21 protein-coding genes are annotated in these 19,380 nt (G+C 65.3%); 9 read left to right on the top strand and 12 right to left on the bottom strand.

What is annotated here, in order from left to right; translation table 11 throughout:
• Window positions 1-89: 89 nt before the first annotated feature.
• From N4G42_RS09355 to N4G42_RS09345, 3 genes are all read left to right on the top strand, one after another.
• Window positions 90-1,400, top strand: a complete 1,311-nt coding sequence (locus tag N4G42_RS09355) for an O-acetylhomoserine aminocarboxypropyltransferase (RefSeq protein ID WP_260666966.1) — start codon at window positions 90-92, stop codon at window positions 1,398-1,400.
• 2 nt (window positions 1,401-1,402) lie between these two features.
• Window positions 1,403-2,221 carry an alpha/beta fold hydrolase gene (locus tag N4G42_RS09350; RefSeq protein ID WP_008906693.1) on the top strand — a complete coding sequence of 273 codons (819 nt, stop codon included), beginning with the start codon at window positions 1,403-1,405 and terminating at the stop codon, window positions 2,219-2,221.
• A 161-nt stretch (window positions 2,222-2,382) separates the two neighbouring features.
• The gene (locus tag N4G42_RS09345) at window positions 2,383-2,730 is read left to right on the top strand and encodes an Mpo1-like protein (RefSeq protein ID WP_099729870.1); all 348 of its coding nucleotides are present in this window, start codon (window positions 2,383-2,385) and stop codon (window positions 2,728-2,730) included.
• A gap of 104 nt (window positions 2,731-2,834) precedes the next feature.
• Here N4G42_RS09345 and N4G42_RS09340 read toward each other — a convergent pair whose 3' ends face one another.
• Window positions 2,835-4,085, bottom strand: coding sequence for a YihY family inner membrane protein (locus N4G42_RS09340; protein ID WP_260666965.1), 1,251 nt, complete (start codon window positions 4,083-4,085; stop codon window positions 2,835-2,837).
• A gap of 21 nt (window positions 4,086-4,106) precedes the next feature.
• Here N4G42_RS09340 and N4G42_RS09335 point away from each other — a divergent pair, with 21 nt between their 5' ends.
• From N4G42_RS09335 to N4G42_RS09320, 4 genes are read left to right on the top strand one after another with little or no spacing between them, the layout of a single operon-like run.
• Window positions 4,107-4,547, top strand: coding sequence for a DUF2069 domain-containing protein (locus tag N4G42_RS09335; RefSeq protein WP_260666964.1), 441 nt, complete (start codon window positions 4,107-4,109; stop codon window positions 4,545-4,547).
• Window positions 4,548-4,604: 57 nt separating this feature from the next.
• Entirely contained in the window at window positions 4,605-6,020 is a 1,416-nt protein-coding gene (locus tag N4G42_RS09330; RefSeq protein ID WP_192421155.1) for an FAD-binding oxidoreductase, read from the top strand.
• A gap of 19 nt (window positions 6,021-6,039) precedes the next feature.
• A complete protein-coding gene (locus N4G42_RS09325) occupies window positions 6,040-6,507 on the top strand; it encodes a GNAT family N-acetyltransferase (RefSeq protein WP_121943278.1) in 468 nt (155 codons plus the stop codon).
• Between the two features lie 20 nt (window positions 6,508-6,527).
• Window positions 6,528-7,148 carry an SMI1/KNR4 family protein gene (locus tag N4G42_RS09320; RefSeq protein ID WP_260666963.1) on the top strand — a complete coding sequence of 207 codons (621 nt, stop codon included), beginning with the start codon at window positions 6,528-6,530 and terminating at the stop codon, window positions 7,146-7,148.
• 144 nt (window positions 7,149-7,292) lie between these two features.
• Here N4G42_RS09320 and N4G42_RS09315 read toward each other — a convergent pair whose 3' ends face one another.
• The 11 genes from N4G42_RS09315 to N4G42_RS09265 form a co-directional block, all read right to left on the bottom strand.
• Complete coding sequence (locus tag N4G42_RS09315) at window positions 7,293-7,781, bottom strand: GNAT family N-acetyltransferase (protein WP_260666962.1); 489 nt, start codon at window positions 7,779-7,781, stop codon at window positions 7,293-7,295.
• On the bottom strand, window positions 7,778-8,053 hold the full coding sequence (locus N4G42_RS09310; RefSeq protein WP_260666961.1) for a hypothetical protein: 276 nt from the start codon (window positions 8,051-8,053) through the stop codon (window positions 7,778-7,780). Before N4G42_RS09310 ends, N4G42_RS09315 begins: the two co-directional genes overlap by 4 nt.
• A 73-nt stretch (window positions 8,054-8,126) precedes the next feature.
• Entirely contained in the window at window positions 8,127-9,161 is a 1,035-nt protein-coding gene (locus N4G42_RS09305) for a PfkB family carbohydrate kinase (protein WP_260666960.1), read from the bottom strand.
• Between the two features lie 28 nt (window positions 9,162-9,189).
• Entirely contained in the window at window positions 9,190-10,674 is a 1,485-nt protein-coding gene (xylB, locus tag N4G42_RS09300) for a xylulokinase (RefSeq protein WP_260666959.1), read from the bottom strand.
• 127 nt (window positions 10,675-10,801) lie between these two features.
• The gene (locus N4G42_RS09295) at window positions 10,802-11,737 is read right to left on the bottom strand and encodes an AraC family transcriptional regulator (protein ID WP_260666958.1); all 936 of its coding nucleotides are present in this window, start codon (window positions 11,735-11,737) and stop codon (window positions 10,802-10,804) included.
• A gap of 29 nt (window positions 11,738-11,766) precedes the next feature.
• Window positions 11,767-13,170 carry a D-arabinitol 4-dehydrogenase gene (gene dalD, locus N4G42_RS09290; RefSeq protein WP_260666957.1) on the bottom strand — a complete coding sequence of 468 codons (1,404 nt, stop codon included), beginning with the start codon at window positions 13,168-13,170 and terminating at the stop codon, window positions 11,767-11,769.
• A 19-nt stretch (window positions 13,171-13,189) separates the two neighbouring features.
• Window positions 13,190-13,936, bottom strand: coding sequence for an SDR family oxidoreductase (locus tag N4G42_RS09285; RefSeq protein ID WP_260666956.1), 747 nt, complete (start codon window positions 13,934-13,936; stop codon window positions 13,190-13,192).
• Between the two features lie 5 nt (window positions 13,937-13,941).
• Window positions 13,942-14,985, bottom strand: coding sequence for an ABC transporter ATP-binding protein (locus N4G42_RS09280; RefSeq protein WP_260666955.1), 1,044 nt, complete (start codon window positions 14,983-14,985; stop codon window positions 13,942-13,944).
• Window positions 14,986-15,031: 46 nt separating this feature from the next.
• Entirely contained in the window at window positions 15,032-15,877 is an 846-nt protein-coding gene (locus tag N4G42_RS09275) for a carbohydrate ABC transporter permease (protein WP_260666954.1), read from the bottom strand.
• A 15-nt stretch (window positions 15,878-15,892) separates the two neighbouring features.
• A complete protein-coding gene (locus N4G42_RS09270) occupies window positions 15,893-16,756 on the bottom strand; it encodes a carbohydrate ABC transporter permease (protein WP_056743676.1) in 864 nt (287 codons plus the stop codon).
• A 157-nt stretch (window positions 16,757-16,913) separates the two neighbouring features.
• Window positions 16,914-18,245 (bottom strand): ABC transporter substrate-binding protein, encoded by a 1,332-nt coding sequence (locus tag N4G42_RS09265; protein ID WP_260666953.1) that lies wholly within the window; start codon window positions 18,243-18,245, stop codon window positions 16,914-16,916.
• A 439-nt stretch (window positions 18,246-18,684) separates the two neighbouring features.
• Between N4G42_RS09265 and N4G42_RS09260 the strand changes: the two genes are divergently transcribed.
• Window positions 18,685-18,978: a DUF4148 domain-containing protein gene (locus tag N4G42_RS09260; RefSeq protein ID WP_099729858.1), complete on the top strand. Its 294-nt coding sequence runs from the start codon at window positions 18,685-18,687 to the stop codon at window positions 18,976-18,978.
• 55 nt (window positions 18,979-19,033) lie between these two features.
• A complete protein-coding gene (locus N4G42_RS09255) occupies window positions 19,034-19,327 on the top strand; it encodes a hypothetical protein (RefSeq protein ID WP_056067132.1) in 294 nt (97 codons plus the stop codon).
• The last annotated feature ends 53 nt before the right edge of the window (window positions 19,328-19,380 follow it).

The following is a 19,380-nucleotide window of genomic DNA, read 5'->3' as shown; positions in this document are numbered from 1 at the left end:
CCGCTGGGGTTGCCCAGGTGCTGCAGGCTGTTTGTCAGCAAATATAGCCCACAATGCCCGCCTGCATTGACAACATGGGAGACACACAGATGCCCGGTTACTCCGACCCCGGCTTTGACACGCTGGCGCTGCACGCAGGCGCCAGCCCCGACCCCGCCACCGGCGCGCGCGCCGTGCCCATCCACCTGACCACCTCGTTCGTCTTCGAGTCGAGCGAACACGCCGCGTCCCTCTTCAATCTGGAGCGCGGCGGCCATGTGTACAGCCGCATCAGCAACCCCACCAATGCGGTACTGGAGCAGCGCGTGGCCGCCTTGGAAGGCGGCGTGGGCGCCATTGCCACCGCCAGCGGCCAGGCGGCATTGCACCTGGCGATTGCCACGCTGATGGGCGCGGGCAGCCACATCGTGGCCAGCACGGCGCTGTATGGCGGATCGCAGAACCTGCTGCACTACACGCTCTCGCGCTTCGGCATCGAGACCACCTTCGTCAAACCCGGCGACATCGACGGCTGGCGCGCCGCTGTGCGCCCCAACACCAAGCTGTTTTTTGGCGAAACCGTGGGCAACCCCGGCCTGGATGTGCTGGACATCCCTACCGTATCCTCTATCGCCCATGAAGCGGGCGTGCCGCTGCTGGTGGACTCCACCCTCACCTCGCCCTGGCTCATCAAGCCCTTCGAGCATGGCGCCGACCTGGTCTACCACTCTGCCACCAAGTTCCTCTCGGGCCACGGCACGGTGGTGGGGGGCATCGTGGTGGACGGAGGGAGCTTTGACTGGGACGGTCCCAAATCGGCCGGCAAATTTGCCGAACTCACGCAGCCGTACGATGGCTTTCACAACATGGTGTTCACCGAAGAGAGCACCGTGGGCGCCTTTCTGCTGCGCGCGCGGCGCGAGGGCCTGCGCGACTTTGGCGCCTGCATGAGCCCGCACACCGCCTGGCTCATCCTGCAAGGCATCGAGACCCTGCCGCTGCGCATGGCACAGCACATGCGCAACACCGAGAAGGTGGTGGAGTTTCTGGCGGCGCAGCCGTTTGTGTCGCGCGTGGGCCACCCGTTGCTGGAGTCTCACCCCAGCCACGCCTTGGCGCAAAAGCTGCTGCCACGCGGTGCGGGCTCGGTGTTCAGCTTTGACCTCAAGGGCAACCGCGAGCAGGGCAAGAAATTCATCGAAACCCTCAAGGTCTTCAGCCACCTGGCCAACGTGGGCGACTGCCGCAGCCTGGTGATCCACCCGGCCAGCACCACGCATTTCCGCATGAGCGACGAAGCGCTGGCGGGCGCAGGCATCAGCCAGGGCACGATCCGCCTGTCCATCGGTCTCGAAGATGCCGACGACCTCATTGACGACCTGAAACGCGCGCTCAAAGCCGCAGAAAAGGCGGGGGCCTGACCATGCACATCCAAGTCAACGGCGCCGCCATCTACTGCTACACCGGCGGCAAGGCATTTGATGCCGCCAAGCCCACGGTGGTGTTCATCCACGGTGTCCTCAACGACCACAGCGTGTGGGCCCTGCAAAGCCGCTACATGGCCAACCACGGCTGGAACGTTCTGGCCATCGACCTGCCCGGCCACTGCCGCAGTGGCGGCGATGCCCCCGCCACGGTGGAGCAAGGCGCAGACTTCATCGGCGCGCTGCTCGATGCCGCGGGCGTGCAGCGCGCGGCGCTGGTTGGCCACAGCTGGGGTTCCCTCATCGCCATGGAAGCCGCTGCGCGCCTGAAGGACCGCATCAGCCACCTGGTGCTGGTGGGCACCGCCTTCCCGATGAAGGTGTCGCCCGCACTCATAGAAGCCTCGCAGACCGACCCGGAGAAGGCGATGCGCATGGTCAATGTGTTTTCCCGCAGCACCCTGTCTGCGCCCCCGTCGGCCCTGGGCCCGGGCACCTGGGTGTTTGGTGCGGGCATGGCGCTGGGGCGCAAGGTGCTGCGCAGCAATACGGCAGTCAACGTGTTCCACCGGGGATTTGTGGCCTGTGACAGCTATGCCGGTGGCGAAGCGGCCATGGCGCAACTGACCTGCCCCGTGCTGTTTGCGCTGGGCAGCCAGGACCAGATGACGGCGCCCAAGGCCGCACAGGGACTCGTCAAGGCCGCCCAGGCGGCGGGCAAGCAGGTGCAGATCGCCCATCTGCCCGTGGGGCACAACCAGATGACCGAGGCGCCTGAAGAGACACTGGCCGCCATCCGGGACTTCCTGGCCCGGTGACTCCCAAACCCCGGCGCGCTGGCAGGCCCGCCGGGGCTTTCAGAACCTGTTCAAAGCGGCAGACCCGTTGGCGACACCACACCCGCACTGCCCCGCTGGTGCGCGCCGGGGTCACGGCGTATAACGCGGGCAGAGCCCCAACGCCGCCCGGAGACAACGCCATGACCACCCAGACTGCCACCCCGCAACCAGCGCCCAGCACGGACCCTCGGGCCTTCAAGCGCTTCGCGGACTTCTACCCGTTCTACCTGAGCGAACACAGCAACCGCACGTGCCGCCGCCTGCATTTTGTGGGCTCCACGCTCACGCTGGTCTGCCTGGCCATGCTGGTGGCCACGGGCAAGCCCCAGTACCTCCTGTACGGCCTGCTCTGCGGCTACGGCTTTGCCTGGCTAGGGCACTTCGGCTTTGAAAAGAACAAGCCCGCCAGCTTCAAGCGCCCGCTGTACAGCTTCATGGGCGACTGGGTCATGTACAAGGACATCTGGACGGGTAAAGTGCCCCTGTGAGATGACTTGAAGCCCCAGAGGCTGGAAGCGCTAGTGCAACATGCCTCATTAGCTCTTATTTGTATAGCAATGAGCCGCTATTTGAAGGCAGTCATTCACACCGGTCAACGCGCCTGCAGCACATCCGCCATGTGCAAGCTTTCGAGCTTGGCGTTGACCCACAGCGGCCCCAGGCTGTCCACGCGCTGCAGCAGCAAGCGCTGCACCAGGGGCGCAAGCAAGGTACTTTCCGGGTCGGCCAGCAGCACATAGCGGGACTCGGGCACGTCGGCCGCACTCACCGCAGCATCGGCCACCTGTCCGACCCAGTCCAGCGCGGTCAGGGCTTCCAGCACCGGCTCCAGCTGCAATCCATCGACCCGCAGCAACTGGGCCAGCTGGCTGGGGCGCAGGCCCTTGATGGGCTGCTGGCGCGCACGGTGCAGCGCCTGCAGCACCTCCACCGCCAGCTGGAACGTCCAGCCCGCCACCGTGCCGCGCCGCGCCACCCCCGCCAGCAGGCTGGGCAAGTACGCGGTAACCACCGCCCCCAGCAGCACGATGACCCAGGCTACATAGATCCAGACCAGCAAGATGGGCAGCGTGGCAAACGCGCCGTACACCACGGAATAGGTGGGCACCTTGCCCAGGTACACCGCCAGCACCTTCTTGGCCAGCTCGATGCACACCGCGACAAAAAAGCCGCCCGTCCAGGCGTGCCGCCATTTCACCGGCGTGTTGGGCACATAGTGGTACAGCGACGCCATGCCGCCCGCCAGCACCACAAACTGGATCGAATCGAACAGCAGCTGCACACCATCGGGCAGGCGCTTGACCAGCCCACCCGAGGCCGACATCACATACGACGTGAGCGCCAGGCTCGCCCCCATGAGCAGCGGGCCGAGTGTGATGGCGGCCCAGTAGATCAGCACCCGCTGGCCCAGCGGCCGCAGGCGCTGCACGCGCCAGATGTCGTTGAGCGTGCGGTCAATGGTCAGGATCAGCGCCAGCGCCGTGGCCAGCAGGATGCTGAACCCCGCCACGCCGAGGCTGCTGGCCTTGGCCGCAAACTGCGTGAGGTAGCCCAGCACCTGCCGCGAGATGCTGTCGGGCACCAGGCTGCTGACCAGCCAGCCCTGCAGCGCATCCTGCAGCTTGCCGAAGATGGGAAATGCGGTGAACACCGCCAGCGCCACGGTGAAAAACGGCACCAGCGCCAGGATGGTGGTGAAGGTGAGGCTGCTGGCCGTGAGGCCCAGGTGGTCCTCACGAAAGCGCTCACGCAGCGTCTGGGCCGTGGTCTTCCATGGGAAGTGCGACAGCTCATTGATCAACGCCTCGGTGCGCGACGCTACTGTCTGTATGGAAAAAGGCATGGCCGATATGATGCCACCCCAATGACCGCCTCCCCCACCGCCCCTGCCTCCCCTCTCACACCGTCCGACAACGGCGTTGCCGCCACACGCTGGGTAGCCACCGGCAGCCTGCTCGCCCTGATTGTTCTGTGCCTGGCCTGGGAACTGGTGCTGGCCCCCTTGCGCCCAGGCGGCACCTGGCTGGCGATCAAGGCCCTGCCGCTGTGCATCCCGCTGGCAGGCATCCTGAAAAACCGCATGTACACCTACCGCTGGGTCAGCCTGGTGATCTGGCTGTATTTCACCGAAGGCGTGGTGCGCGGCTGGGGCGACAAGCCCCCATCGCAATGGCTGGCCTGGGGCGAAGTGGCCTTGTGCCTCGTGCTGTTCACCGCCTGCACGCTGCATGTGCGCGTGCGCCAGCGCAACGCCAAGGCAGCCGCCGCTGCGGCAGAAGCCAGCGCTGCGCCACCCGCCCCCTGATGCCCATGTCGCAGCCCTCCGCTACCCGATCAACCCACTGAACCCGTCGCTTCACCCATGACCACCTTGCTCGACACCCTGCGCACCATCGTCGGCCCCGCCCATGTACTCAACGAAGGCGACCTCACCGCCTGGGAACAGGACTGGCGCCGCCGCGTGCGCGGCAAGGCCCTGGCCGTGGTGCGCCCTGCCAATACGCAAGAGGTGGCCGCTGTGGTCAAGGCCTGTGCGGCAGCGGGCACCGCGATCGTTCCGCAAGGCGGCAACACCGGTCTGGCCGTGGGCTCGACGCCCGATGACAGCGGCACACAGATCGTGCTGAGCCTCACGCGCATGAACGCGGTGCGCAGCGTGGACACCGACAACCTGACCATGACGGTAGAAGCGGGCTGCATCCTGCAGAACCTCCAGGACGTGGCCGAGAAGGCCGGCGTACTCTTCCCTCTGAGCCTCGCTGCCGAGGGCAGCTGCACCATTGGCGGCAACCTGGGCACCAACGCAGGCGGCACGCAGGTGGTGCGCTACGGCAATGCGCGCGACCTGTGCCTGGGCCTCGAAGTGGTCACGCCGCAGGGCGAGGTGTGGGACGGCCTCAAGGGCCTGCGCAAGGACAACACCGGCTACGACCTGCGCGACCTGTTCATCGGCAGCGAAGGCACGCTGGGCATCATCACCGCCGCGACGATGAAGCTCTACCCCGAGCCCGCCGCACGCCTCACAGCCTGGGCCGCCGTGCCATCCATGGAGCACGCCGTGGCGCTGCTGGGCCTGGCGCACAAGCAGCTGGGCGCGGGCCTCACGGGCTTTGAGGTGATGGGCCAGTTTGCGCTGAGCCTGGTGGGCAAACACATGCCGCAGCTGCGCGTGCCGTTTCTGGGCGACGACAACGCGCCCTGGTGTGTGCTGCTCGAAAACTCCGACAGCGAATCCGAAGAACATGCGCGTGCACGGTTTGAATCGCTGCTGGAGACCGCGTTTGAAATGGGCTGCGTGACCGACGCCGTGGTGGCCGAGAACCTCACCCAGGCGCACCAGCTGTGGCACATCCGCGAGAGCATTCCGCTCGCCCAGGCCGAAGAGGGCCTGAACATCAAGCACGACATCTCGGTGCAGATTTCGCGCATCCCCGCCTTTGTGGCCCACACCGACGCGGTGCTGCAGCGCGAGATCCCCGGCGTGCGCCTGGTCAACTTCGGCCACCTGGGCGACGGCAATCTGCACTACAACGTGCAGGCACCGGCAGAAGGCGACCCCAAGGCCTTCCTGCGCGAGCACGAGGCGCATGTGAACCACCTGGTGTACGAGGCCGTGGCCGAGTTTGGCGGCTCGTTCTCGGCCGAGCATGGCATCGGCGAACTCAAGGCCGACAAGCTCGCCAAGTACCAGTCGCCCGTGGCGCTTGGCATGATGCGCGCCATCAAGCAGGCGCTGGACCCGCAGGGCATCATGAACCCCAAGCGCGTGCTGCAGTAAACCCACTGAAAGCTGACCCATGACCGCTGCCGTGACTGTGCGCCCGGTTCAACCCGAAGACTACGCCGCCTGGCGACCGCTCTGGGACGGCTACAACGCGTTCTATGGCCGCTTTGGCGCCACCGCGCTGCCGGAGCACATCACGCAAGCCACCTGGCAGCGGTTTCATGACGCGGCAGAGCCCATGTTCTGCCTGGTGGCGCAAGACGATGCCAGCGGCGAGCTGCTGGGCCTCACGCACTATGTGTTTCACCGCAGCATGACGCGCATCGAGCCCGTGTGCTACCTCAGCGACCTGTTCACCCGCGAAGCCGCGCGCGGCCGGGGCGTGGGACGGGCGCTGATCGAAGCGGTGTACGGCGCAGCGCGCGCCGCCCAATCGTCCCGCGTGTACTGGCAAACCCACGAGACCAATGCCGCCGGGCGCCAGCTGTACGACAAGCTGGCCAAGCACCATGGTTTCATCGTGTACGCACAAGAACTTTGACAGCCACCCAAGGTCTGCCCATGACACTGCCTGATCTGCACCGCGCCATCGCCGAACACAAAGGCACGTTCTCCTGTGAGCGCATCAACAAGCCGCAAGAGACCAAAACGGTGAATTTTCAGCACCGCATCCAGCCCCCCGCTGCGCTGGATGCCCCCCTGCCCGGTGTGGGCCAGCTCGCCGCTTTCTACGCCACGTTCGGCGGCGTGCTGCTGTACCACGATGCCGACTCGGGCGACGCCGCCCGCTACATCGCCCCGCCCGCTGAATGGCCCACGCTGCAAGAGGCGTTTGAGGGCTGGACGGAACACCTGAGCGACGAAGAACGCGAAGAGATCCTGCCCGACTGGATCGAACACTGCCAAGTGATTGGCGAGACACCCCATTCGGGCAACTACATCCTGATCGCGACCGATGGCGAGTGCGCCGGCCAGGTGTTCGAGTTCGACCACGACGGTTTTGAATTCACCCACGCGGCCGAGGACCTGGTGGACTATGTGCAACGCCTGCTCCACCTCGACAGCCCCACGCTGGCCAACATCGCTTCGCACATGCGCTTCATCGACAAGAACACGGGGGCGCAGTGGTGGATTCTGGAAATGAGCGATAACCAGGGCCACCGGGTGCGTACCGACGTGTGAGCTGCGGCAGGACTGGGAGCACCCACCGCTATGAAAATGAGAGCTTTAAGCGCATATAAATTGGGCGCCAGAGGCCATTTCTACTAGAACATTCGCCCTCCCGTCCGTGACACGAAGGGCGACGCCACGGCAGAAAAGGTGACGTCACAACACCTTGCGCATTGGCTGTGCCTGTAGCCCCGCCCAGGTTTGCACCGCTCCATGCGGCACATAGCCATGGCGGCGATAAAAGGCCTCCGCAGTGCGCGTGCTCTCCAACCCCAAAGCTTCGAGCCCCACCCCGCGTGCATGGGCCTCCACGTGCTGCAGCAGGCCCCGCCCCACCCCTTGGTGCAAGGCCTCTGGCACCACATAGCAAAGCGCCAGCGTGGCCCGCGCCAGCAGCGCAAAGCCCACCATCGTGTTGCCTCGGTATGCCCCCCATGCTGCAGCGCCCGGCGCGGAGATCCAAGCAGCCAGGTTCTCGGGCGTCTTGTTGGCCAGCCAGGCCATCAGGATGGTGGGGTAATGGCTGTGGTCAAGCGCACAGCAGTGGGTGATGGATTGGCGGATGACCGTGCAGGCGGCTTCTGCGGCATCGGGGCCCACAGGGATGATGCGGAGGGCGCCGGAGGCTGCGTTGTCAGGCCTCATGCCGATGCGGCCCGCGACAAGCCCACCAGCAACACAGCCAGCAATACGTAGAACAAAGATCCGGCGATGTACAGGCTGCTCGCAGTCACCACGCGTTGACCCTCGCGCCGAAACGACAATGCTCCGGCGGGAGCAAACATACGGGCTTCCTGGTGGCGCACATGCTCTGTGCGCCAGCGACCCAGGCTGAGCACACGCACCACCAATGCGCCAGTGAATATCAGCAGCGCATCGACGGCTGACCACAGCACCGCAACCACAAGATCAGTCATTGGCATCCCCAGCGAATCGGCGACGTTGGATCATAGACGGCCCGCCTCCAAGGGTGCGGGCGCAACCCCCATGTCAGCGCGGGTCTTGGGCTGCGGGATGCTGCTGGCCCCAAGCGCGGGCAGCCTCCCAGCCCGGCGGCACGCAGCCTTGCTCCATCACGCACAAACTGGCGCTGGCCAGCGCATGGCGCAGCGCCTGCTGGCACGCATCGGCCACCAGCGCCTCGACAAACCGCACAAAGCTCGCACCACCGGCAGCCTGCAATTGCCGCAGCAAATGCGCCAGCAGCCCGGCCAGAAAGCTGTCGCCCGCGCCCACGGTGTCCACCACTGGCAGCGGCTGGGCCTCTTTGGCAAAACGCTGCACGCCGTTGCGGTGCAGCAGCCAGGCGCCTTCCGCGCCCAGCGTGAGCGCCAGCAGATGGGCCTGTGGGTTGGCGGCCTGCAGGTGCTGCGCGCGGGCCAGGGCATCCACACCAGGCACAGCCAGATGCTCCAGGTCTTCGTCGCTGGCCTTGATGATGTGGGCGTGGGCCAGCGCGGCGTGCACCGTGGTGCGGTAGGCCGCCAGGTCGGGCATGACGGAGGGGCGCAGATTGGCATCGACCACCACACAGCGGCCTGCGGCGCGCTGGGCGGCCAGCCACGGCAGGTAGATGGCAGTGTCACGCGCGTCGAGCGCCAGCGCGCCGGTGCACACCAACTGCAGCGCGGGCAAGGCGGCGCAGCTATCGCCCAGACCTGCGGCAGACACGGCACGGTCTGCCACGCCTTCACGGTAGAAGGCGTAGTCGGGGTGGCCATGTGCGTCGAGGTTGACCACGGCCAGTGACGTGACCTGCTGCACGGGCTCGGGCTGGGCCAGCACCACGCCGTCAGCCACCAGTTGCGCAGCCAGTTCACGCCCAAAACGGTCGCGCGACAGGGGGTTGAGGTACTGGGTGCCCACGCCTTGGCGGGCCAGTGCACGGCACAGGTTGTAGAGCGCGCCGCCGAGGCACGGCAGGTAGCTGCCATCGGGGCGGCGGATCAGGTCGATGAGGGCCTCGCCGGCAATGGCAGCGTGGATGGGCGCTGTGCCGTTGGAAATCGTGGATGCGGAAGTCATGGACGTTTGGAAGGAAGCAGACAGTGCGTCAGAACTGCGATTGCAGCGCGGGGTACAGCGCGACAAAGCGGGCATAGCGTTCGGCCAGCTGGGCTTGTTGTGCGGGCTGTGGCATGAAGGTGGCGTCAGCGGGCAGGGGTTGGCACCAGTGGGCTTCGTCACCACCGCAGGCCATGGCCGCCAGGCGCGCAGCCCCCAGGGCGGCTGCGGCGTGTGCGCCCTGCGGGCGCTGCAGCGGGGTGCCCAACGCGCTGGCCAAGAGCTGCGCCCAGGGGTTGCTGCGGGCACCGCCACCGACCAAGGCCAGGGCTGCGTCATCCCGGCGGGCTGCACCACCCTGCCCGGCCCCGGCGGCACGCATGGCATTTAGGCCATCGAGCAGGCCAAAGCCCACGCCTTCCATCACGGCATAGGCCAGGTCCGCCGCTTCGTGCTCGGCACGCAGGCCCATGAACACGCCGGTGGCAGCCGCGTTGTTGTGCGGTGTGCGCTCGCCACTCAGGTACGGCAAAAACAGCGGCGCCTGCGCCTGGCGGGTGGTGTTGAGGACGCTGACGGCGTCAGACAGTTGCGCCTCGTCGCCACGCCCCGTCATCCGGGTAACCCAGCCAAACGCACTCGCTGCACTGAGCATGACGGACATGTGGTGCCAGCGCTGCGGCAGCGCATGGGCAAAGGCATGCACGGCGCGCTCGGTGGCAGGCGCAAAAGCGTCCGTCACGCGAAAGACCACACCCGAGGTGCCCAGCGACACAAAGCCCTGCCCCGCAGTGCGGGCGCCCACGCCCACGGCACTGGCGGCGTTGTCGCCCGCGCCAGCAGCCACGACGATGCTGTCACCGAGCCCCCAGCGGCGTGCCACATCGCTGCGCAGTGTGCCGGTGGGCGCACTGCCCTCGGCCAGCGTCGGCATGTGCGAAACATTGAGCCCACAGGCTTGCAACATGGCCGGGCTCCAGGCGCGGGCCTGCACGTCCAGCCACAGCGTGCCCGATGCGTCGGACATGTCGCTCACCGCATCGCCCGTGAGCTGCAGGCGCAGCCAGTCCTTCGGCAGCAGCACGGTGCGGATCTGGTCGAACACGGCGGGCTCGTGCGTGCGCAGCCACAGCAGCTTGGGCGCGGTGAAGCCGGGCATGGCGAGATTGCCGGTGATCTGGCGCGAAGTGGGCACAGCCGATTCCAGCTGCGCACATTCGGCGCTGGCGCGGCCGTCGTTCCACAAGATGGCCGGGCGCAGCACCTGGCCCTGCGCGTCCAGTACCACCGCGCCGTGCATGTGGCCCGAGAGGCCGATGCCCCGCACCTGCGCCCACGCTGCGGGAGCCTGCGCGCGCAACTGCGCCACGGCGTACTCCACTGCCGCCCACCAGTCAACGGGGTGCTGCTCGCTCCAGGTGGGCTGGGGGCGCAGTTGAGGCACGGCGGCATCTGCCGTAGCGACCACAGTGCGCGCATCGTCCAGCAGCAGGAGCTTGACACCCGAGGTGCCTAAATCGATTCCGAGGTACATGGGTGATGGACAGATGTCAGTGATTCACAGTGAAAGCCATGGCCCGGCCTTTGCCTTTGGCGGGCTGCGTGCAGGGGTCACGCAACAAGGGCCCCCCCGCCTCTCAGGGTGCAGATCCGGCCGGGGATCAGGAAGTCTTTCCAAATCTTCCTGCGCCCTGCTTGCGGTACTCGCTGGGCGTCATGCCCTTGATGTCCAGAAAGCGGCGGTTGAAGTTGGCCATGTTGTTGAAGCCCACGTCATATGCAATGTGGGTGATGTAGCGCTCGGTCTCCATCAGCAGCTGGCACGCGCGGTTCACGCGCACCAGGTTCACAAAGTCGGTGAAGGTATTGCCCGTGGCGCGGCGGAAGAAGCGCGAAAAGCGGCTTTCCGTCATGCCCAGCTCTTGCGCCAGGTCGGCCGCCGACAGCGGGTCGGCCAGGTGGTCGGTGATGCGGCTCACGATGGCGTTGATCTGGTCGAGCTGAGTATCGTTGTCCTCGCTTTGCAGCTGCGTGCTCGACAGCAGGCGAAAGTCGGTGCAGCGCGCCAGGTCGCTCAGGAACTCACAGAACGCGCCGAACCGGGCGAGCCCCTGGCGCGCCTTGATGCGGTGCCAATGCTCTTGCGCCTGCGCTTCCATGCCAAAGAACTCCACGCCGTGGCGCGCGCGCTCCAGCAGAGGCAGCACCTCGCGCAGCTCGGGGATGGTCTCGCTGCTGGCCACCAGCGGCGCGTGCGAGAACTGGATCACCAGGTCGCGCAGCGGCACGCCGCCTTCGGGCAGATCCATACTGATCCAGTTGTGCGGCAGGCGCGGCCCGGTCAGCACCAGGTGGCCGGGCTGGAACTGACCGATCCAGTCCCCCACAAAGACCTTGCCAGAGGTGGCCGTGATCAGGTGCAGCTCGTACTCGTCGTGGTAATGCCAGCGCGCCAGCGGCGTGGGAAACCCGTGCGACAAACAACGGATGAAGCCCGCCGTCTCGGGCGACTCGTAGCCCAACGCGGGCGAGCGCACATAGTCGTGCTCCAGCTCGGGCTTGGTCTGGCGCGGGGCGATGGGCATCTTCACGGTCATGGCGATAGTGGGCTCAAATTACACCAGCATCAGGCGCCTGTCCGCTCCGCCACAAAAGCCAGCACACGGGCATAGGCTTTGCGCAACGCGTCCACCAGTTGGGGGTGGCTGGCCATCTCGCCCCACAGGGTCGTGTCGGCCGCGTACGCCGCCACGGGGTCAGCGGCATCGCAGATGGCATGCGCCACGGCGGGGTCCATGGCCTGGTCCTGGTAGGTGTAGGGAATCTGCCCCGCGTGCCAGCGCTGCAGGTAGGCCAGGAACAGCGCGGGCAGCATGGCCACGCTGTCGAACGACGCGTTGCGCGCGAGCTTGTCGCGGATAGTGGGCGCAATCATGCCGGGGATCTTGGAGAACGCATCCATGGCCACGCGCTGGTTGGTGTCGGCAATGGCGGGGTTGCCGAAGCGGTCCAGCACGACGTCACGATACTGCTCCAGGTTGATGGGGCATGGTTGCTCGGGCGTGTGGAGCACCGGGATCGCGTCGTCGGTGACGTAGTCGTAGGCCATCTGGCGAATGGCCGCGTCGTGTGTGCCTTCGTGGATGTACTGGTAGCCCGCCAGCGTGCCCGCCCAGGCAATGCAGCTGTGGGTGGCGTTGAGCAGGCGGATCTTGGCCTCTTCATGGGCCTGCACCGACTGCACCATCTCGACACCGACCGTTTCCCACGCGGGGCGGCCTGCGATGAAGTCGTCTTCAATGACCCACTGGATAAAGCTTTCACCCATGAGTGCTGCCTTGTCATCCCAACCTGTTGCAGCCTTCACGCGCTCGGCCACATCGGGCGTGGGGCGCGGCGTGATGCGGTCCACCATGGCGTTGGGGCTGGTGGTGTTCTGCTCTACCCACTCTTTCAGTGGCGCATCGCCCAGCGCCTCGATGAACTGCAGCAGCCCGCCGCGCGAGCGGTCGCCGTTGTGGCGCAGGTTGTCGCAGTTCATCAGCGTCACGGCGCCCGCACCGGCTGCCCTGCGCGCGCGCAGGATGCTGACCAGGCCGCCATAGATGGTGTGACCTGCCTGGCCCGCCTTCACGGCCGCCAGGTCGGCGCGCAGGTCGGCAAACGTGGGCCAGTCGAGCTGGTTCTGGGCATCCAGGTAGTAGCCCGCCTCGGTCACCGTGAAGCTGATGATGCGGGTGGCGGGGTCGGCACCCATGGCAATCAGCGGGGCCAAGTCGTCCTGGTAGGGGATCACCCGCTGGATCGACTCGATGACGGCGTAGTTGCGCTCGCCTTGGGGGGTGACGGTTTCGAGCGTGTAGCGTCCATCCTGCGCTTGCAGCGCCGCGATGGTGTCGGCCATGTCCGGGCGCAGGTTGCCGCCTGCGATGGCCCAGCCCGTGTCGCCCTGCTGGCGCAATGCGTGAACGTAAACGGCCTGGTGGGCGCGGTGGAACGAGCCCAGGCCCAGGTGCAGGATGAAATTCATGGTGCGTGACTGCGGGTTTCTAGAGATCAAAGTTCGTGGGCATCATCACGACGTCGCGGATAGTCATGCCGCGGGGGCGCGTGAGCATGAAAAGCACCACGTCGGCCACTTCGGACGCCTCGATGAGGCTGCCGCTGGCCTTGGCCTCGGCCAGCTTTTCCGCGGGCCAGTCGGCCAGCAGCGAGGTGATGACGGGCCCGGGCGAGATGGAGCCCACACGAATGCCGTGCTTGAACACCTGGCGGCGCACGGTCTGCACGAAGCAGTTGACGGCCCACTTGGACGATGCGTAGACGGGCTCCCACGGCGTGGGGAAATGCGCGGCCAGCGAACTGGTGACGATGATGTCGCCCGTGCCGCGCTCGATCATGTGGGGCAGCACGTTGTGCACGTTCTTCATCACCACGTTGACGTTCAGGTTCAGCATGCGGTCGATGGCGTCGGGGTCGGCATCAACCAGGTCGCCGCCCACATACAGCCCGGCGTTGGCGTGGAAGATGTCGAGCTGGCCCGCGAGCGCCAGCGTGCGCTGCAGCAGGCTGGCGCATTGCCTGGCATCGAGCAGGTCCAGCACCAGCGGCAAGGCGTTGGCGCCAATCGCTGCACAGGCCTTGGCCAGCGCGGCCTCGTCGCGATCGATGAGCACCACGCGCGCGCCAGCGTGGGCCATGGCTTGGGAACTGGCAAAGCCGATGCCTGATGCGGCGCCGGTAACGGCAGCCACCTTGCCTTGAAGTTCTTGTCCGGGGGGCATGGAAGCAGTCATGGCGGTCATACGGTCTGGCGGGCCACCACGCGGCCGTTCAGGTCGAACCAATGGGCTTGCGAAGCATCGATGTCCAGGCAAACCGCATCGCCCGCACGCAGGCCTGTGCGGTCGTTCTGGCGCGCCACAAACTGCGCGCCGCTGGGGGTGCTCACGTAGATCAGCGTCTCTGCGCCCAATGCTTCCACCAGGTCCACCTGGCCCGGCATCGGCGTCGCGCCGGCGTTGCGCACCGTGATGTTCTCGGGTCGCAGGCCGATGGCGCCGCCCTCGGCCCCGGCGGGCGCCTGCTGCTGCACGGGCGATGGCAGCTGCGGCAAGGGCACCACATTCATCTGCGGCGTACCGATGAACTGGGCCACGAACTGGTTGGCAGGCTTGTCGTACAGCTCCAGCGGCGTGCCCACCTGCTCGATGACGCCATCGCGCAGCACCACCACGCGGTCGGCCAGCGTCATGGCCTCGACCTGATCGTGCGTGACGTAGATGGTGGTGGCCCCAAGGTCGCGGTGCAGCTTGGCGATCTCCACGCGCGTCTGTCCGCGCAGCGCCGCGTCGAGGTTGGACAGTGGCTCGTCAAACAGGAACACCTTGGGCGCGCGCACGATGGCGCGGCCGATGGCCACACGCTGGCGCTGCCCGCCCGACAGCTCCTTGGGCGTGCGCAGCAGGTACTGCGTGAGGTTGAGAATGCGCGCGGCGTTCTGCACCTTCTCGTCGATCACCTGCTTGTCCACCTTGGCGAGCTTGAGCGCAAAGCTCATGTTCTCGTACACGCTCATGTGCGGGTACAGCGCATAGCTCTGGAACACCATGGCCAGGTCGCGCTTGCTCGAGGGCTGGTCGGTGATGTCGCGGCCGTCCAGCATCAGGGTGCCGCCGTCGATGTTTTCGAGCCCCGCGATCAGCCGCAGCAGCGTGGACTTGCCACAGCCCGAGGGGCCGACGAAGACGATGAACTCGCCTTGCTGGATGGTGAGGTCGATGCCCTTGATGGCGCGGTGTTCACCAAAGAATTTCTCGATGCCGCGCAGTTGAAGGTAGGCCATGGAATCGGGTTCCTGAAATCTTGAAAACTGGGAGGAAAACTACGGCTTACTTGACCGCACCAAACGTCAGGCCCTGCACCAGCTGCTTCTGGCTGAACCAGCCAAAGACCACGATGGGCGCAATGGCCATCAGCGAGGCGGCGGACAACTTGGCCCAGAACAGGCCCTCGGGGCTGGAGTACGACGCGATCAGTGTGGCCAGCGTGCCGGCCTTGGCGGCGCTGAGGTTCAGGCTCCAGAAGGCCTCGTTCCACGACAGCACGAGGCACAGGAGGCCGGTGGACGCGAGGCCGCCCATGCCCAGCGGCAGCAGCACCAGGCGCACCTCCTGCCACAGCGTGGCGCCGTCCATGCGCGCGGCTTCCAGAATCTCGCGCGGGATGTCCTTGAAGTGCGAATACAGCATCCAGACCATGATGGGCAGGTTGGACAGCGCGAACACGATGATGAGCGCAAGCTGCGTATCGAGCAGGTGGCTCTTTTGCGCCAGCACATAAATGGGTACCAGCGCGCCCACGGCAGGCATCATCTTGGTCGAGAGCATCCACATGAGGATGTCCTTGGTGTACTTGCCCTTAAAGAAGGCCATGGCGTAGGCCGCAGGCGCAGCCAGCATGAGCCCCACCAGGGTAGAGACCACGCTGGTGATGACCGAATTCTTGGCGTACAGCAGGTAGTCGCTGCGCTCCTGCACCTCGTGGAAGTTTTCGAGCGTGGGGACAAAGAACAGCTGCGGCGGCACGGCGATGGCCTGCAACTCGGTCTTGAACGCCGTGAGGAACAGCCAACCCAGCGGAAAGAACAGCAGCAGGGCCACGCCCCAGGCGGCCACGGTGCGCAAAGCCAGCAGGCCCAGCGGGTAGTTGGAGCGGCGTCGTTGTGTCGTTGTCATGAGCGTTGCCCCGTCTTACTTGTCAAGGTTCTTGCCGACCATGCGGATCAAAAACACCGCCGCGATATTGGCCAGCAGCACTGCAAACAGCGCCCCGGCCGATGCAACGCCCGCATCGAAGTTGAGCAGCGCCTGCTTGAAGATCAGGAAGGTGACGTTGGTGCTCGCATCGCCCGGCCCGCCACCCGTGGTGGTGTAGATCTCGGCAAAGATGCTGAGCAAAAAGATGAGTTCGATCATCACCACCACAGCCACCGAGCGCGCCAGGTGCGGCACATACAGGTAGCGCAGCTGCTGAAGGTAGTTGGCGCCGTCCATGCGCGAGGCTTCGAGCTGCTCGTGGTTCATGCTCTGCAACGCGGTCATGAAGATCAGCGTGGCAAACGGCAGCCATTGCCACGACACCATGACGATCACCGAGAACAAAGGGTGGTCCGTGAGCCAATCCACCGGCTGTGCGCCAAAGAACATCCACACCTGGGCGAGCACGCCGTAGATGGGATTCATCATCATGTTCTTCCACATCAGCGCGTTCACCGTGGGCATGACGAAAAACGGCGAAATCAACAGCACCCGCACGATGCCCCGGCCCGCAAACGGCTCGTTGATGAGCAGCGCAATCGCAATGCCAAACACCACCGTGATGAGAATGACGCTGCCCAGCAGCAGCAGCGTATTGACCACCGCCGTGCCAAACGACGGGTCGGTGACGAAATACTCAAAATTCTCCAGCCCGGCAAAGCCCGTCTGGTCCGGCTGCATGAGGTTGTAGCGGATGAGCGAGAAGTAGATCGTCATCACCAGCGGCACGATCATCCACAGGAAGAGCGTGGCCATGGCTGGCGTGAGCAGCAGACGGGGTAGCAGGCGGCGGTTCATGGGAATTCCGATACAGACTTACACAGCGCAGTGAGGCAAGCGCCCAGCGGGCGTAGCGAGCGGCCCGAGGTGGGGGTGCTGTACCGCAGTCGTACTCCAGTACGGCGAGGAACACCGCCCCCAGATCGGGCCGCGCAGTAGCCCAATGGGTGCTTGCCTATTTGTAGTAGCCAGCCTTCTTCATTTCGCGGTCAGCCGCCACCTGGCCGGCCTTGAGTGCCGCGTCCACCGTCGTCTTGCCTGCCAGCGCAGAACTCATCTGCTGGCCCACGGCGATACCGATGGCCTGGAACTCCGGAATGGCCGCGAACTGCACGCCCACATACGGGCTCTTGGGCAAGGTCGAATCCGTGGGGTTGGCCGAGTCGATGGCGGTCTTCTCTGCGGCGGCAAAACGCGCGGCCTTCTGGAATTCCGGCGAGGCGTAGGTGCTCTTGCGCGTGCCGGTGGGCACGTTGGCCCAGCCGTTGGTCTTGGCCACCAGCTGGATGTAGTCCTTGCTGGTGGACCAGGTGATGAACTTCTGCGCGGCGTCGACCTTTTTGGAACCAGCCGGGATGGCCAGATTCCACGACCACAGCCAGTTCGCGCCCTTGGGCGTGTTCATGGTGGGCGCCTGGGCAAAGGCCATCTGGTCGGCCACCTTGGACTGCTTGGGGTCGGCCACGAACGATGCGGCGATGGTGGCATCCACCCACATGCCGCACTTGCCGGAGTTGGTCAGCGCCAGGATCTCGTTGAAGCTGTTGGCCGACGAGCCGGGCGGGCCATAGTTCTTGAGCAGGTCGACGTAGAAGGTGATCGCGTCCTTCCAGGGCTTGGATTCGAGCTGCGGCTTCCACTGCATGTCGAACCACTGGCCGCCGAAGGTGTTGACCAGGGTGGTCAAAAACGCCATGTTGTCACCCCAGCCTGGCTTGCCGCGCAGGCAGATGCCGTACACGCCGTTCTTGGGGTCGTGCATCTTGGCGGCCAGGTCCTTGATCTGCGGCCAGGTGGGACGCTCAGGCACCTGCACGCCGGCCTTGTCGGCCAGGTCTTTGCGGTACATCAGCATGGAGCTTTCGCCATAGAACGGCGCGGCAAACAGCTTGCCGTCCACCGTCAGACCATTGCGCACGGCGGGCAGCAGGTCATCCACGTCGTAGGCAGCATCGGTCTTCAGCTCCTGCAGCCAGCCCTTCTTGCCCCAGATGGGCGCTTCGTACATGCCAATCGTCATCACGTCGAACTGGCCGCCCTTGGTGGCGATGTCGGTGGTGACGCGCTGGCGCAGCACACCCTCTTCGAGCGTGACCCACTTGAGCTTGATGTCGGGGTGGGCCTGCTCGAAGTTCTTGCTGAGCTTTTGCATCTCGATCATGTGGCCGTTGTTCACGGTGGCAATCACGAGTTCGGTCTGCGCATGCGCAGCGGCTCCGCACAGCGATGCCGCCAGGGCAGCAACGGCCAGAGCCAGGCGAGTGTGTGGACGAGTGGAACGGGGCATCAGAACGTCTCCTGCGTAGTTGGTATGGATCTGCCATTCAACGCCAGTCGGATTGCGGCATTGATGGGCTGAACGATACCGATGCTCTGATGCTCAGTTGATACTTTGAAAAGCACTACACATACTAAATTTCGCCAGAATCTCAGGATTTATACCTAGTCGCATCAATTGGGTATGTGCATTGTGGGCCTGGGGTGCCCGCCCTGGCGCTGCGGGGCGCTGCGCACATTTGACCCAAGGGCGCGTCCTGAGTGGGCCTACTGTTTCCAAAACTGGAACAGTCAGTTTGCGACTCAGTGGTTTTTCCCTGAACACCATCGGCGTACAGTTCAACCCATCGATGAGCCGAACCCGCAAGGCGACTCACCGAACCCGGTTCAGGAATGGTTTTTGACCCGGCTTTTTTGAGACGCTTTTCAACTTCAAGGACTTATCAATCATGAACAACACCGCACGTTTCCTCTCCATCGCCGCTGTCGCCGCTTTCGCTTCTTTTGGTGCCCAGGCTGACGAAGCCGACGCTTCGCAGTTCGCCACCAAGTTTGAAACCAACCGCACCCGCGCTGAAGTGGCCGCCGAAGCCGCTACCGTGGCCCAGACCCGCTCCATCGAACCCGCTGGTTCGCGTGTGGTGACCTACAAGTCCACGGCTGACCGTGCTGCCGTGCGTGCCCAGGCTGCTGAAGCTGTGCGCACTGGCCAGATCCCTTCCGGCGAACTCGGCGCTCTGTAAGCCGTCCCGGAATCAACGGACCTCGCCCCCCACCCCATCAAGAATCGAGATCACCATGAACAAGACAACACGTTTCCTGTCCATCGCTGCTGTGGCTGCTTTCTCCGCTTTCGGCGCCCACGCTGACGAAGCCGACAGCTCGCAATTCGCCCTCAAGTTCGACACCAACCGCACCCGTGCCGAAGTGGCTGCTGAAGCCTCTACCGTGGCCCAAACACGCAGCATCGAACCCGCTGGTTCGCGTGTCGTAACCTACAAGTCGACTGCCGACCGTGCTGCAGTGCGCGCCGCAGCGGCCGAAGCCGTGCGCACCGGCAAGATCCCATCGGGCGAAATCAGCGCGATGTAAGAACGCCGACCTTCCTGGGTGGCGGCCTCTCACTGTTGTGGACGTGTGCCCCC

The sequence above is a fragment of the Acidovorax sp. K2F genome (genome assembly GCF_025246485.1).
GTDB lineage: Bacteria > Pseudomonadota > Gammaproteobacteria > Burkholderiales > Burkholderiaceae_C > Acidovorax > Acidovorax delafieldii.
The sequence above is the reverse complement of the archived record's forward strand: the minus strand, read 5'-3'. Positions and strand labels throughout refer to the sequence as shown.